This window comes from Gilliamella sp. Pra-s60 (genome assembly GCF_009795755.1).
Classification (GTDB): Bacteria; Pseudomonadota; Gammaproteobacteria; order Enterobacterales; family Orbaceae; genus Gilliamella.
Genome location: NZ_WTFA01000004.1, coordinates 26354 through 42172, shown reverse-complemented (window position 1 = coordinate 42172; position 15819 = coordinate 26354). Strand labels below are relative to the sequence as shown.

Below are 15819 nucleotides of genomic sequence, written 5' to 3'. Positions count from 1 at the left end.
ATCCAAAAATATTTTTTACTTTACTATTAACATATCTTTGAATTTAACTAATCTTCATCAAAATTTTCGCTATATATAGGTACTTGCTTATTTAAATTACACTCAACGATTTTCGGTAATAAAGCCTCAAATTGTTTTTTGTCAACCTCAACAAAGTTATCCTGATCAACTTGATAAAAGAGATATTGCTCAGATTGATCATCAAATAAAAAAGAAGCTATCCAATCGTTTCGATCATCGTTATTTTCATTAGCAAATATCTTAATGATACTGCTTTCCCGCTTTTCTGGTTGATTATGTAATTTAAAATCAATTATTTTTTCAGCTATATTTGAATCGTATTCATCAAAAATAATATAGTCATTTTGATTAGGTTGGCATTTTTTTATATTTATTTCAGCATGACTGGTTAAAACAAAACAACATAAACAAGACAACACAACCGCAGATAGACTCAATTTCATTTTCAGCCTCTTAATTAGATTTAATCAAATTATAGATTTTACCAATAGCCTCACTATTATTGGGTGATAAAGTAAGCTTGGCAGCATCATCAATCGTTAGCCACTGATAAGCTAAATGTTCAGTAAGTATAGGCGTTATCTCATTAATAAGTGGCAGATAAAACCAATGTTCTTTATTTACCTTAACTTCTGGCGCATATTTATGTCTAAATTGTGGAAAAATGTCAAACTCAATGGTACGTTTTGCATCAATTAACTCAAGGTTTTGTTCAATAATATTAATACCCGTTTCTTCAAAAACTTCACGAATCGCTGTTTCTTTTGGTAACTCGTCAGCTTCCATACTACCTGTCACTGATTGCCAAAAATTAGGGTCATCTTGCCGCTGTAACATAAGACAACGCTTTGTTGTCTGGCAGTAGATTACTACCAGAACAGATTCAGGATTTTTGAATTTTTTCATTAAATATTACTGCTTTTTACTCACTTCAATACCAAGTTCAGTTAATGCAGCGACATTGGCTGGACTTGGTGCATCAGTAAGTAAACACGTTGCGGCTGTTGTTTTCGGAAATGCAATCACATCACGAATATTATCAGTACCGGTTAACAGCATTGTTAATCTATCTAAACCGAATGCCAGTCCTGCATGTGGTGGCGTACCATATTTTAATGCATCAAGTAAAAAACCAAACTTTTCACGTTGTTCGTGTTCATTAATCCCTAAAATAGAAAAGACAGCTTGTTGCATTTCGCTACGGTGAATACGGACAGAACCACCACCAACTTCATAACCATTAATCACCATATCATAGGCATTTGCAACTGCATTTTCAGGATTATTGATAAGCTCTTCTGGCGTAAAGTCTTTTGGCGAAGTAAATGGATGGTGCATAGCACTTAGCCCTTCGTCAGTTTCTTCAAACATAGGGAAATCGACAACCCAAAGTACTGCCCATTTACTTTCGTCAGTTAAGCCTAAATCTTTACCAACTTTTAAACGTAATGCACCTAACGCATCACTAACAACTTTATAGCTATCTGCGCCAAATAATAAAATATCGCCATCTTTTGCATTAGCACGATCAAGCAACGCTTCCATTTGCGACTCATTAAAGAATTTTGCAACAGGACTTTGAACACCCTCTAACCCTTTACTACGTTCGTTTACTTTAATCCATGCCATACCTTTAGCACCATACACGGAAATAAACTGCGTATATTCATCCAACTGTTTACGCGTTAATTGAGCACCATTTGGAACGCAAAGTAATGCTACACGTCCTTTCGGATCATTTGCTGGTGTTGAAAACACTTTAAAATCAACATCTTTAACTAAATCAGCTACATCAATAATTTCGAGCGGATTACGCAAATCTGGTTTATCACTACCATAACGACGCATCGCTTCGGCAAAAGTCATAATAGGAAACTTACCTAAATCCACATTTTTAACATGTAACCAAAGTTCACGAATCATCTGTTCCATAACCTCGCGCACTTGCTCGGCTGTCATAAATGACGTTTCGACATCAATTTGAGTAAATTCAGGTTGACGATCGGCTCGCAAATCTTCATCACGAAAACATTTCACAATTTGATAATAACGGTCAAAACCTGACATCATTAACAATTGCTTAAATAACTGTGGTGATTGTGGAAGGGCATAAAACTCGCCCTTGTGAATTCGGCTTGGAACTAAGTAATCTCGAGCGCCTTCAGGCGTTGCTTTGGTTAACATAGGGGTTTCAATATCTAAAAAGCCATGTTCGTTCATAAACGAACGCACAAATGCAGTAATTTTAGCTCGAGTTTTAAAAATAGCTGACATCTCAGGGCGACGTAAATCGATATAACGATATTTTAGACGCTGTTCTTCGCTATTGTTTTGATTGAAATCAAGTGGTAAAACATCGCTACGATTAAATATCGTTAATTCTGTCGCCAACACTTCAACCTCGCCTGTGGCCATATCTTTATTGATTTGACCTTCGGGACGGGCTCTTACTTTACCTTTAATTTGGATACAAAATTCATTACGAAGTTCACCAGCAAGTTGATATGCTTGTTGATAATCAGGATCGAAAAAAACTTGTACAATACCTTCACGATCACGCATATCAATAAAAATCATACCACCTAAGTCTCGACGTTTATTAACCCAGCCACATAGATTAACTTCTTGATTAATATGACTTGCATTGAGTTGTCCGCAATAAATTGTTCTCATTAAAATATCCTGTAAACTATTAACAAAATGATAATTATTATAGAGCAATTTATCAGGGTATAAAGACCATGATTTAAAATAATTATCATTTAATTTATTTATAGTTAGTTTTTGAAAATAAATTTACTTTATGAAAGTTTTTATAAAATAGATTAAATTCAAAAAGATACTAATTACACCTCAATTATATAAAAACATAGAATCAAATTACTCATTGAAAATAACTTGTCATATCAAGTATTTATTAATAAGCTTTAACATTATTTAATAAATTAATCATATTTGATATGAAGGCTTTAATTTCAATTGATTATACGAATGATTTTGTTGCTGATAACGGAACGTTAACAACAGGTCTGGTTGGTCAAAAAATTGAAACAGAAATGTTAAACATAACAGAATCATTTATAAAAAATGATGATTTTGTCGTTTTTGCTATCGATGCCCATGATCCTTCTGATAAATTTCATCCTGAAGATTCGCTCTTTCCTCCTCATAATATTATCGGCACTTTAGGACAACAACTATTTGGTCGTTTAAATAAACTTTATCAACAATATAAAGATACTGATCATGTTTATTGGATCAATAAACGCCACTACTCAGCATTTTGTGGAACAGACCTTGATTTGCGGCTACGTGAAAGAGACATCAAACACGTCCATTTAACGGGTGTGTGTACTGATATTTGCATATTGCATACAGCGGTAGATGCCTATAATTTAGGATATAAAATATTCATTCATCAAAATGCTGTTGCTAGTTTTGATCCAATCGGCCATCAATGGGCATTAAATCATTTTAAAAATACCTTAGGGGCAACAATAATTTAAAAATTTTAAAAATAAATTAAGGAGTAAGAATGGATGTTTTACGAGACTATAAAGTACATTTACTAGCATTAGTCGTTGTTTTAATATGTGAGTTCATCGGTAGGCAATCTATCTGGACTATTGCCGTGTACCCAATGTTATATGCCATGATTATTGGCGGAATAATTAGCCTTCCCAAACTAAAAATATTAAAACTAAAAAATATGAATAATGCCAGCGCCATCATGATAGTGACATTAATGTTACTTATCGCAAAACTTGGGGTTGCTGTTGGTCCTAAAATTGACATGATTTTAAAAGACGCAAAATTAGCACTAATTTTTCAAGAACTAGGTCATTTTGCGGGTACGATTTTATTAGGTTTACCACTAGCCATGCTACTAGGCATGAAACGCGAAGCAGTGGGTGCAACTTATTCTGTCGCGCGTGAACCCAATATCGCCATTGTTGCCGACAAATATGGATTAGATTCAGCAGAAGGCCGAGGCGTTATGGCGATGTATGTTTGTGGCACACTTTATGGTGCTATTTGGATGAGCATACTTGCTAGTGTAATGGCAAAATTAGATATCCTCCATCCTTATGCGTTGGCTATGGGTGCAGGAGTTGGAAGTGGCAGTATGATGGCCGCATCACTCGCACCAATCAGTGACCTTTATCCAGAAATAGCTAGTGAAATCAAAGCCTATGCAACAACCGCAAACTTAATGTCAAGTATTGTTGGCATTTATATTTATACACTATTTTCGTTACCTTTCGCCTCTTTCTTATATAACCTATTTGCCCGCTTACGACGTAACAAAAAAGGAGCGTTATAATGAAAACGTTAGAAACAATATTTTTACTGATCTTAGTTGCCATTATTATGGCTGCTGGCAATACTGTAGGTTACAAAGTTGATTTTATGCTGTCATTACAAGCATTATCAATCTTAGTTGCGATATCAATAGTCGGATATTTTGTTGGCAAAGTTCCATTATTAAACAAATTTCCAGTTATTTTATGGGTATCAGTCGTAGCCGCAGTGGCTTCATCGCCAATATTTCCTTATCATGAACAAGTTGTTTCAATTACTGATCAAGTGTCTTTATTGGCGGTTTGTACTCCAGTGCTAGCTTATGCAGGACTAGCTATTGGTAAAGATTTAGCACTATTTAAAAACATCTCATGGCGAATCATTCCTGTATCATTAGCCGTATTTTCAGGCACTTTTATTTTTGCCGCAATCATTGCACAAATCACCTTGCATTGGGAAGGTGTGATCTAATTCAGATTAGGATTTATCATGACAAAAGAAGAACTTAAAAAAAAGGTTTGTAACGCCATTGCAAACCGCAAAGCCGATATCAAAGCAATTGCCGAATCAATTTGGGCAGAACCTGAACTGGGTTATAAAGAACACAAAACAGCCAAAAAAGTCGAAGAAACGTTTGAAAAACTGGGTGTTCCCTTTAAAAACAAATTAGCATTAACAGGGGTTAAAGGTCGCTTAAAAGGGGGAAAAGGCAGTAAATACAGTATTGCTGTTATCGGCGAACTTGATGCCATTATTTGTGCCGATCACCCTGCTGCTGACGAAACATCGGGCGCTGCGCACTGTTGTGGTCACAACGCACAAATTGCCAACATGATGGCAGTAACAATGGGGCTAATTGACTCAGGAGCGATGCAATTTTTAGCGGGCGATGTTGTGCCATTTGCGGTACCTGCAGAAGAATATGTTGAAATCACTTATCGTAATCGCCTAATCGAAGAAGGCAAAATCAACTATATTGGTGGCAAGCCAGAATTGATTTCGCGCGGTGAATTTGATGATGTTGATATGGCACTACAAATACATTTAACCAGTGTTCCTAATGACCGCCAAAATGGCTTTATTGAAATATCAACAACCAGCAATGGTTTTATCGGTAAATTAATTAAATACAAAGGCGAAGCATCACACGCGGCGGCTGCACCACACGCAGGTGTCAACGCCTTAAATGCTGCAATGATGGGAATGATGGGCGTACACGCCATTCGCGAAACATTTCAAGAAAAAGACTACATTAGATTCCACCCAATTATAACCCAAGGCGGTGATTTAGTTAATGTAATTCCAAGCGATGTCAGAATGGAAAGCTATGTGCGCGCAGGCAATGTACCTGCCATGATCGACGCGAACGAACGAATAAACCAAGCACTAAAAGCAGGCGCAATGGCGGTTGGGGCAACGTGTGAAATTAAAGACCTACCGGGTTATTTACCTTTACAAAACAACCCAACACTGAATGACTTTTTACAAAGCAATGCACAAGATCTTATTGGTGCTGATAATGTTTGGGTTGCGCCCCACATGACAGGCAGTACCGATACGGGCGATTTATCGCACATTATGCCCGTTAGCCACCCATGGATTGGTTCGGTTCGTGGTGTTTTACATGGTAAAGACTACACCGTATTTGATGAAGAAATGGCTTACATCCGCCCAGCACAAATGATGGCCTGCACAATTATCGACTTACTTTATGATGACGCACAATCAGCACAAACACTGATGTCAAACTACACTCCACTCATGACCAAAGAAGAATATTTAAAATTCTTATCAGGTTTTGACAAATAATCTTAACAGCTTGGCATATTGTCGTGCCAAGCTGTTATAATGCGACTTATATTCACAACACTCATCACACCATATGCAACAGCTCACTGATCAAGAATTGTTTCGTTATGATAGACAAATTACATTGCGTAATTTCGATATTGATAAACAACAAATATTAAAAAACAGTTCAGCACTGATCATTGGTTTAGGTGGACTTGGCTGTGGGGCATCGCTTTATTTAGCCGCTTCGGGGGTAGGCAAATTAACGTTAGTAGATTTTGACACGATATCAAAATCTAACTTAAATCGACAAATTTTATATACTGAAAATGCCATTAACCAATACAAAGTCGACGTTGCAAAACAAGCCTTAATCAATATCAATGCCAACCTAGTGATTGACACAATAAATAAACAACTTGACGACAACGCCCTGATATCGCTTATCAAACAGCATGACATTATCATCGACTGTACCGATAACTTAGCAACCCGAGAACAAATTAACCGTTGCTGTTTTCAAGTAAAAAAACCGCTAGTTTCTGGAGCGGCTATTCGAATGGAAGGGTTACTAAGCGTATTTACTTACCAACCTAATGAGCCTTGTTATCATTGTCTAAGCCACTTATTTGGCAAAGATCAGCTTACTTGCGTTGAAACAGGTGTCATGGCGCCACTGGTTGGCATGTTTGGCTCAATGCAAGCCTTAGAAGCCATAAAAGTGCTCACTCAATATGGAAAGCCCCTAATTGGACGTCTATTAATGATTGACACAATGACAATGGAATTTAACCAAATCAAAATAACCAAACAACCTAACTGCCGTGTTTGTAGCAATGGTAATACCAATCAGGTTTCTCAATGAAAATTAATCGAATTATTTTAGCGCCCATGGAAGGCGTACTTGATTATCAAGTAAGGCAACTATTAACCGAAATTAACTCATTTGATTATTGTGTGACTGAATTTGTTAGAGTGACACATCACAAATTATCTAATCGAACTTTTTACCGCCTATGCCCTGAACTTTACCATAATGGGAAAACCCAATCAGGCACACCTGTTCGTGTCCAAATTTTAGGACAATCACCCGAATGGATGGCAGAAAACGCCATTAAAGCCATTGAATTAGGCTCTTACGGTATCGACATCAATTTTGGTTGCCCAGCCAAAACGGTGGTCGGCAATCACGGTGGTGCTTATTTATTACAGTATCCCGAACAGATATTTAATATTGTCAGCCAAGTCAGGCAAGCAATCGGAAAATCACACCAATTATCGGTCAAAATTCGCTTAGGCTGGAATAACAAAGCGCATTGTCACGACATTGCAAGCGCAATTGAACATGCAGGCGCCAATGAAATCGTGATTCACGGCAGAACCAAAGAAGACGGCTACAAAGCCGAAAAAATAGACTGGCAAACAATTGGCCAAATCAAACAGCAATTAAACATTCCCGTTATTGCCAATGGCGAAATTTTTACTATTGAAGATGCAAAAAATTGCATAAACCAAAGCCAAACTAACGACATTATGCTAGGGCGAGGCATTTTAACCATTCCCAATTTAGCCAACATGATTCGAACTAAACAACCCGCATTAAATTGGCAACAAGTAATGGCGATATTAATCCGCTATGCAGCTTCATCGATTGATGATGTTAAACCTTTGTATCACTCCGCACGCATTAAGCAGTGGCTGGCTTACTTAAAACAGCACTATGCCGAGGCGTCGGAACTCTTACAAAATATAAGAACACTCAAATCACAACAAGACATTAGGGATTTTTTGGCAAAAAAATCGTACAAAAAACTTGAATAAAATCAATACCTTTTCTGACTGATTTTTTAGTGGGAAAATAGTTTTTTTTGTTTTGGTGAATAGAATAAATTGGGTGTGGTGGTTTCGGACGTTTTGACCTTTGGTGAACAAAATGGCTACAGTGACCACGTCCGAGTCAGGGAATTAAAGCGAATTCCCTGACAACCCACGCTTTGGCTGCAGAATGTGGCCTTCGGCTACCCGACGCCGTCGCTCGGTCTTAACGCACCGTTTGTGGAAGCGCTCCAAGCGCGCCACAAACTCGCCAAACGTCCTGTTTGGCGTGCTAACCTCGCTCTGTTGTCGGCACATTCTGACGCCGGAATAAGACAACAACATAACCTTAACTGTTTTTTGAGGTTGTTTTTGTTTGATAAAAATGCCTTATAAAAACTTTAATAAAATCAGTACCTTTCCTGACTGATTTTTTGCCGTTAAATGCTGTTATCCTGAGTGTGCTTTTATTGGTTTTGCGGGTTTGTTAGTTGTGGGTGTTTAATGCTAATTATGCAAGTGGTTGATTTTGCTTGAAAAGAGTTAAATAAAAACTTTAATAAAATCAATACCTTTCCTGACCACTTTTTTGGGATTTTTGCATTGCTTTTTAATACAAAAACAACTCACAAAAAAGACCTAAGGTTATGTTGTTGTCTTGTTTCGGCGTCGGACAAATTTGTCTGGAACAAATTTGAACACCTGAGCATAGCGAAGGTGGCCTCGTAGAGGCGAGTATCAGGATGATACGAGTAGCGTAGCCGAAGGCCACATTCTGTAGCCAAAGCGTGGGATTGCAAAGGGAATTCGCTTTAAATTCCCTTTGCTCGGACGTGAGCACGATAGCTATTTTATTCGCAAAAAGTCAAAACGTCCGAAACCACCGCCCCCAATTTATTCTATTCACAAAAACAAAAAAGGCTTGATTTTCCGTTAAAAAATCGGTCAGAAAAAGCATTGATTTTATTGAAGTTTTTATTGGTATTTTTTTAGCAAAAACCTAAACGCCCGAAACCTTGCCAAACTAAAATAGACCACCGCTTTAAACCGCCACATCGTAATCCACTAAAACTGCCATCGACGCTTTCAGCGTCGGCGGGGGGCAGCGCTATTGTGGCTTTGCCACAACGGCGCAACCCTAAGGGAAACGCCCCAACTTACGCGGGGGCTTTATTCTTTTTTATATTGTCCTCTCAGGCACCGTAACCCCCTTCCGCGCCCTAAGGATTAAGAACTAAACGCTAAAAGCTAAGGAGTAGGGCAAACAGCAAAACGCCTGTAGGTACCAGGGATGCTGCTGGCAGTGCCGTTGCTCGAGTAGACATATAACTGTTTGCTACCTGTTGCGTCACTCGTCCAGTAGGAGCCGTTGGAGAGGAAGCCCGCATCAACGTAGCCGAACATGAAGCCCCACTCCGTGAAAAAGCCTGCACCTATGTTACGCTGGTAATAGCTACCAGATGAGCTAGGGGCTGCGCCTAAATTGTTATAGTTTGAATTGGTTAAATCCCTTACCCGTGGCATCCGATAACCCAAACTATTACACCATGCTAACTGGTCATTATAACGTTCCTCTTCATTACCCCGATTGACGAACCACTGCTTTAACACAAATCCATAACGAACCTCATTACCACTTCTATCCCTACCCACCAACTCGAAAGTCTGTGGCAAAGATGGACGTGTAAGTCGACTTGGATTACCAGAGCTTATTTGACTACTACTTGCCCTTGGACCATGCAACGTTACCCGTGTTACATATTTGGATTTATCCCTAATCCAAGCATCATTTTGGACAGTAGCTCCCCATTGGTCTGTCTGTGAATCTGTACGCGGCCTTGTCCAACTCACCGTTGCGCTTAGACTACCACTTGTGTTAACTGTCCAACTTAACTGACTTGCATCTAATCCAACTATATCCAAATCAAAATACAAACCATCTGCTCCAGTCGTTGGAAAGTTCCTGTCGTAAGATGATGGACTTGTAAACACGGTTAAAAAGCCCTTAGTAGGAGACCATATGCTAGCAGGACCTGCATAGCGGGGTTCGTCGCTGAATCCATTAACATTAGTAGCTCCAGTGCCTCCCATGTACAAATTCGGCCTGACCGAACAAATTTCAGGCCGTGGCGGCATGAGATAATACGTCACTCTGCCTCCACTGAACGTACTCCTATTCGGTAAACCATATCGTGTAGTTAAACTCCCCCCTGTACTACTTAAGGTTACCGTATAAGGAACATCACGACATCTAGTTAATCTAAATCCATAACCCCATCTTTCACCAGTTATCTCTGCAAACTCTACCGATACACTCCCCGATGCTGTTACTCCATTAACTCCCTGTCCATCACCATCATCATCACCCCACTTCCCTTGGTTAACCAAATCATTTATACCTATTGTATACCTTTCATATGACCATGGAACGGACAATGGTACCACTGTGTGTATATCACCAAAAGTAAAATCACCATCCGGTAACATTATCGGATTTGTCCGACTCGATGTGTTGGTCGATGGCGTGATAACCCTTCCATCTGGCAACTCGATTGCCAAAAGGGTATCTGTATCCATTGCCTTTGTCTGTCCACCATCAAACGTTAAATATGGCGCGCTACCCTCTATTACCCTTGATGTCTGTGCCGATAACGCCTGTACATCCTGCGTATATGACAATAACAACAATGGCGCAAAGAATAATGCCGATTTTGATAACAATGGTGATTTAAATAGTAACGGCGGTTTGAATAACCACTTGGATATCGGCGATAATTTTGCCGAAGATTTTGCCGATGACGGCATCGATGACGGCGTCGATTTCGCTACGCGAAATGACTTCGGTGATGAAAATAACTGTGGCGCTCTATTTTGACCACTGTGCGAATCAATAAGATTTAGGGCATAGGTTTGGCAGGCCAGATGCCAGATGCCAGATGCCAACCATGGTAATGCATTTTTTATTCCTTGTCAAGTAATTTCTTGTTTTTTCTCGATTTTTCTATCCATTCGCTTTATTTTTGAGCGATTCCCTGCTTGAATAAGCCTAAAAATTATAGCTTGATGGCGAATAATCTGCCACTTTTTTTGTTAATTTATTGTAAAGATTTGTTAGGGCGTAAGGAGGGGTTGCTTTGTTTTTTTGGGGAAAGTGGCATTTTTTATGGGTGCTTGAGTGGTCGTTTTTAGTCGCTGTTTTAGGTAGCGGTTTTTAATCACTTTTTTAATAAAAACCACCTCAAAAAAACTTCAATAAAATCAATACCTTTCCTGACCGATTTTTTGGGGTTTTTGCGTTGCTTTTTAACACAAAAACAACGCACAAAAAACACCTAAGGTTATGTTGTTGTCTTGTTACGGCGTCAGAATGTACCGACAACAGAGCGAGGTTAGCACGCCAAACAGGGATGTTTGGCGAGTTTGTGGTGCGTCGGGAACGCTTCCACAAACGGTGCGTTAAGACCGAGCGACGGCGGAGAACAAATTTGTCTGGAACAAATTTGAACATCTGAGCACAGCGAAGATGGCCTCGTAGAGGCGAGTATCAGGATGATACGAGTAGCGTAGCCGTAGGCCACATTCTGTAGCCAAAGCGTGGGATTGCTAAAGGAATTCACTTTAATTCTCTGACTCGGACGTAAGCACGATAGCTGTTTTGTTCACCCAAAGGTCAAAGCGTCCGAAACCACCGCCCCCAATTTATTCTATTCACAAAAACAAAAAAGGCTTGATTTTCCGTTAAAAAATCGGTCAGGAAAGGCATTGATTTTATTAAAGTTTTTTCTTGATGTTTTTTTGCAAAAACACATCCATCTATAAACTCAACCAACATATTTAGACTCAAAACAATTAGACATTTCACAAGTATTGATAAAAAGTATAATATATAGCACTGTTTAAATTATCGAAAAACCAATTCAACCATAAAGATAACATCATGCAAAAGTTTAATGTCAAAACCTTTCAGGGGTTAATTCTTACGTTACAAGATTATTGGGCTAATCAGGGTTGCAGTGTGATTCAGCCTTTAGATATGGAAGTCGGTGCGGGGACTTCACATCCTATGACATGTTTACGAGCGCTAGGGCCTGAGCCGATTAATGCCGCTTATGTTCAACCATCACGCCGCCCTACCGATGGTCGTTATGGCGAAAACCCAAACAGGTTACAACATTATTATCAATTTCAAGTTATCTTAAAACCTTCGCCTGATAATATCCAAGAACTCTATTTAGGTTCGTTAAAAGAATTAGGGCTTGATCCTACCGTTAACGATATCCGTTTTGTTGAGGACAATTGGGAAAACCCAACCCTTGGTGCATGGGGGCTTGGTTGGGAAGTTTGGTTAAATGGGATGGAAGTGACCCAGTTTACTTACTTTCAACAAGTTGGTGGGCTTGAATGTAAGCCTGTCACCGGCGAAATCACTTACGGGCTTGAGCGTTTAGCTATGTATATTCAAGGCGTGGATAGTGTTTATGATTTAGTCTGGAGCGATGGTGCATTCGGTAAGACAACCTATGGTGATGTGTTCCATCAAAACGAGGTTGAGCAGTCAACGTATAATTTTGAATATGCTAATGTTGAGTTTTTATTTTATTGTTTTGAGCAACACGAAAAAGAAGCTAAGTTTTTACTTGAGTTAGAAAAACCACTTCCGTTACCTGCTTATGAACGTATTTTGAAAGCCGCCCACTGTTTTAATTTGCTTGATGCTCGTAAGGCGATTTCGGTTACGGAGCGTCAACGTTATATTTTGCGTATTAGGACGTTAACAAAAATGGTGGCCGAGGCATATTATGCATCTCGTGAAGCACTTGGGTTCCCTATGTGTCAAAATTCACGCGCTAACGACAGTGCATCAAAGTAGGAATGAGAAGATTATGCAAAAAACATTTTTAGTGGAAATCGGTACCGAAGAGTTACCACCAAAATCACTCCGCACTTTAGCTGAAAGCTTTGCGGCTAATTTTATTGATCAGCTTGATAATGCTAATTTAGAACACGGCGAGGTGCTTTGGTATGCTTCGCCACGTCGTTTAGCGTTGAAGGTGTTAAATTTGAGCGATACCCAGCCCGATAGTCAAATTGTAAAACGTGGTCCTGCGGTTAGTGCCGCTTTCGATGCCAATGGTAATGCCACTAAAGCCGCTGAAGGTTGGGCGAGGGGTTGTGGTATTACTGTTGATCAAGCCGAGCGTATACAAACCGATAAAGGCGAGTGGCTGTCTTATACTCAAAATCAAAAAGGTCAGCCTGTGGTTAATTTGTTGTGTGATATGGTTAAAACTGCATTGAGTAAGTTGCCAATTCCAAAACCTATGCGCTGGGCGGCACGTCAGGTTGAGTTTATTCGTCCTTGTCATACGGTAACGATGCTTTATGGCGATGCGCTTGTTGCTGGTACGATTTTAGATATTGAGTCAAACCGTATTATTCGTGGCCATCGTTTTATGGGTGAGCAAGAATTTACGATTGATAATGCTGATCAATATCCTGAAATTTTAGAGCAACGTGGTAAGGTGGTGGCTGATTATGATAAGCGTAAGACAATCATTAAACAGCAAGCCGAAGATGCTGCGGCAAAATTAAATGGTAAAGCCGACTTGACCGATAGCCTGCTTGAGGAAGTATCTTCATTGGTTGAGTGGCCAGTGGTGTTAACCGCTAAATTTGAAGAACGCTTTTTGGCTGTGCCTGCTGAGTCGTTGGTGTATACAATGAAAGGCGATCAGAAGTATTTTCCTGTTTATGATCATCAAGGCAAATTGTTACCTAATTTTATTTTTGTTGCCAATATTGAGTCGAAAGATCCGCAAGTGGTGATTTCAGGTAATGAAAAGGTGGTTCGCCCTCGTCTTGCTGATGCTGAGTTTTTCTATAAGACCGATTTGAAACAACGTTTAGAAGATCGTTTGCCTCGCCTTGATACGGTTTTATTCCAACAACAATTAGGTACGGTTAAAGATAAGTCTCTTCGTATTGAGGCGTTGTCTGGTTTTATTGCTGAAAAAATAGCAGCCAATGTTGAGCAAGCAAAACGAGCAGGTAAGTTGACTAAATGTGATTTAGTAACCAATACCGTTTTTGAGTTCCCTGAAACTCAAGGTATTATGGGGCGTTATTTGGCTTTAAAAGATGGTGAAAGCAGTGAAGTTGCCATCGCAATTGAAGAACAATATAAGCCGCGTTTTGCTGGTGATGAGTTACCTAGTACCGCAGTATCATGTGCGGTGTCTATCGCTGAAAAACTCGATACTTTAGCGGGTATTTTTGGTATTGGTCAACATCCTAAAGGCGATAAAGATCCTTTTGCTTTGCGTCGTGCCGCAATTGGTGTTTTGCGTATTATTGTTGAAAAGGCACTACCGTTAGATCTTGTTGAACTGGCAAGTTATGCGGCGTCATTATATGGCGATAAGTTGACCAATAAGAATGTGGTTGATGATATTGTTAATTTTATGCAAGGTCGTTTCCGTGCTTGGTACCAAGAGCAAGGTTTTGCCATTGATACCATTCAGGCTGTTTTAGCGTTGAATCCAACCAAGCCTGCTGATTTTGATGCACGTGTTAAGGCGGTTACTCACTTTAGAACACTGCCTGAAGCCGCTTCTTTGGCTGAAGCCAATAAGCGAGTGTCAAATATTCTATCTAAAGCAAATATCGCAATTCCTGAAAAAATCAATGTCGCTTTATTAGAAGAAGGTGCAGAAGGTGAATTAGCTAAGCAAGTCGCGGTATTAGCCGATAAGCTAGCGCCTTATTTTAGTCATGGACGTTATCAAGATGCGTTAATTGAGCTGTCTGCACTTAAAGCTCCTGTCGATGCTTTTTTTGAGTCGGTAATGGTGATGGTCGATGATGAACAAATTAAGGTGAATCGATTAGCACTTTTAGAAAAACTACAAAATCTATTTTTAAAAGTAGCAGATATTTCATTATTACAAGCCTAGTTTAGAAGTCTTGTTATTTATATTATAAACCGTGGTAACTAAATTTGTTACCACTCATAAGGAACTTATATAGAAATGCAAAAAAAAATCCCTTTTTCTTTAGTTTTTAGGCAAACACTTAATTTTGTTCGTAATCGTATTAAATCAATTACGTTTGTAAGTTTATTAGTAACACTAATTAGCACAGCTATAACTTACGACCTTTACCAACCAGAGGTATACAAGCAATTAGATTTATCAGAAATTATCAATAGCTATGTGTTACTTATAATTATGACGCTTGCACTATCTATCGTTCTAAAGTCAATTAGTATTGCAACAATTCATAATCTTTATGTGAGTGATAAACTTAACCCCAAACTATTACTATCTAAAGCATTAGGAGTTATATTAAAAATCATCGCTTTTTATCTTATTATGACTTTGTCATTAACTTTTATCATATTGTTTTTATTGTTAATCTTTATTAGTTTAAGTTTTATATTCCCCCAAAGTTTGATTATTGTATTAATTATTTTAGCGCTAATTTTTCCTTCCATACTTTTATTCATTTTTACTAACTTCTTTTTGGGATCATTGGCTGAGTCTAAACAAAAAAGTTTCTTTGAGTCGTTTTCGTTAAGTTTTCAGTTAACAAAAACTCAATGGGTTCCTTCTTTTTTTATCATGTTAATTCATATCGTATTTTTTATAATTATTGCTAAATTGTCTTTAATAAGCGATGAAAAAAATATAGTATTTGAAGCTATTCTTTCGTTCTGTTCTTTCTTTTTTGATATCTTCCTGACAGGCTTTTTCTATCGTCTTTATTCGCTAGCAACTAACCCTGCTAATTCAAACCTTCCAACAAAAGATGATCAGCAAGAAACTAATAGTTTGATCGTTTAGTTATTATTATCCTCACCAATTTTGATTGGTGAGGGGAACTAACTTGCTA

General features: G+C 38.6%; 13 protein-coding genes. 9 read left to right on the top strand and 4 right to left on the bottom strand.

Translation table 11 applies throughout. The features are described from left to right. Window positions 1-47: 47 nt before the first annotated feature. From GQ596_RS04565 to aspS, 3 genes are read right to left on the bottom strand one after another with little or no spacing between them, the layout of a single operon-like run. A complete protein-coding gene (locus tag GQ596_RS04565; RefSeq protein ID WP_160400505.1) occupies window positions 48-464 on the bottom strand; it encodes a hypothetical protein in 417 nt (138 codons plus the stop codon). A 10-nt stretch (window positions 465-474) separates the two neighbouring features. Further along, entirely contained in the window at window positions 475-927 is a 453-nt protein-coding gene (gene nudB / locus GQ596_RS04560) for a dihydroneopterin triphosphate diphosphatase (RefSeq protein WP_160400504.1), read from the bottom strand. 6 nt (window positions 928-933) lie between these two features. Then, window positions 934-2694 (bottom strand): aspartate--tRNA ligase, encoded by a 1761-nt coding sequence (gene aspS / locus GQ596_RS04555; RefSeq protein ID WP_160400503.1) that lies wholly within the window; start codon window positions 2692-2694, stop codon window positions 934-936. A gap of 287 nt (window positions 2695-2981) precedes the next feature. On the opposite strand from aspS, the gene GQ596_RS04550 reads away from it, so the two are divergent. The 6 genes from GQ596_RS04550 to dusC all read left to right on the top strand — a co-directional run bounded on the left by GQ596_RS04550 (window position 2982) and on the right by dusC (window position 7935). Continuing rightward, a complete protein-coding gene (locus tag GQ596_RS04550; protein WP_160400502.1) occupies window positions 2982-3527 on the top strand; it encodes a cysteine hydrolase family protein in 546 nt (181 codons plus the stop codon). A gap of 29 nt (window positions 3528-3556) precedes the next feature. Further along, on the top strand, window positions 3557-4345 hold the full coding sequence (locus tag GQ596_RS04545) for a DUF3100 domain-containing protein (RefSeq protein WP_160400501.1): 789 nt from the start codon (window positions 3557-3559) through the stop codon (window positions 4343-4345). Then, window positions 4345-4794 (top strand): hypothetical protein, encoded by a 450-nt coding sequence (locus GQ596_RS04540; RefSeq protein WP_065626618.1) that lies wholly within the window; start codon window positions 4345-4347, stop codon window positions 4792-4794. The genes GQ596_RS04545 and GQ596_RS04540 overlap by 1 nt, the downstream gene beginning before the upstream one ends. An 18-nt stretch (window positions 4795-4812) precedes the next feature. Continuing rightward, entirely contained in the window at window positions 4813-6132 is a 1320-nt protein-coding gene (locus tag GQ596_RS04535; protein WP_160400500.1) for an amidohydrolase, read from the top strand. Window positions 6133-6205: 73 nt separating this feature from the next. After that, a complete protein-coding gene (locus GQ596_RS04530; protein ID WP_160400499.1) occupies window positions 6206-6979 on the top strand; it encodes a molybdopterin-synthase adenylyltransferase MoeB in 774 nt (257 codons plus the stop codon). Continuing rightward, window positions 6976-7935 (top strand): tRNA dihydrouridine(16) synthase DusC, encoded by a 960-nt coding sequence (dusC, locus tag GQ596_RS04525; protein ID WP_160400498.1) that lies wholly within the window; start codon window positions 6976-6978, stop codon window positions 7933-7935. Before GQ596_RS04530 ends, dusC begins: the two co-directional genes overlap by 4 nt. Before the next feature lie 1242 nt (window positions 7936-9177). Here dusC and GQ596_RS04520 read toward each other — a convergent pair. Further along, entirely contained in the window at window positions 9178-10872 is a 1695-nt protein-coding gene (locus GQ596_RS04520) for a hypothetical protein (protein ID WP_160400497.1), read from the bottom strand. 994 nt (window positions 10873-11866) lie between these two features. On the opposite strand from GQ596_RS04520, the gene glyQ reads away from it, so the two are divergent. The 3 genes from glyQ to GQ596_RS04505 all read left to right on the top strand — a co-directional run bounded on the left by glyQ (window position 11867) and on the right by GQ596_RS04505 (window position 15770). After that, window positions 11867-12799, top strand: a complete 933-nt coding sequence (gene glyQ, locus GQ596_RS04515) for a glycine--tRNA ligase subunit alpha (protein WP_160400496.1) — start codon at window positions 11867-11869, stop codon at window positions 12797-12799. A 10-nt stretch (window positions 12800-12809) separates the two neighbouring features. Next, window positions 12810-14882, top strand: a complete 2073-nt coding sequence (glyS, locus tag GQ596_RS04510) for a glycine--tRNA ligase subunit beta (RefSeq protein ID WP_160400630.1) — start codon at window positions 12810-12812, stop codon at window positions 14880-14882. 75 nt (window positions 14883-14957) lie between these two features. Further along, the gene (locus GQ596_RS04505) at window positions 14958-15770 is read left to right on the top strand and encodes a hypothetical protein (RefSeq protein ID WP_160400495.1); all 813 of its coding nucleotides are present in this window, start codon (window positions 14958-14960) and stop codon (window positions 15768-15770) included. Window positions 15771-15819 lie beyond the last annotated feature (49 nt).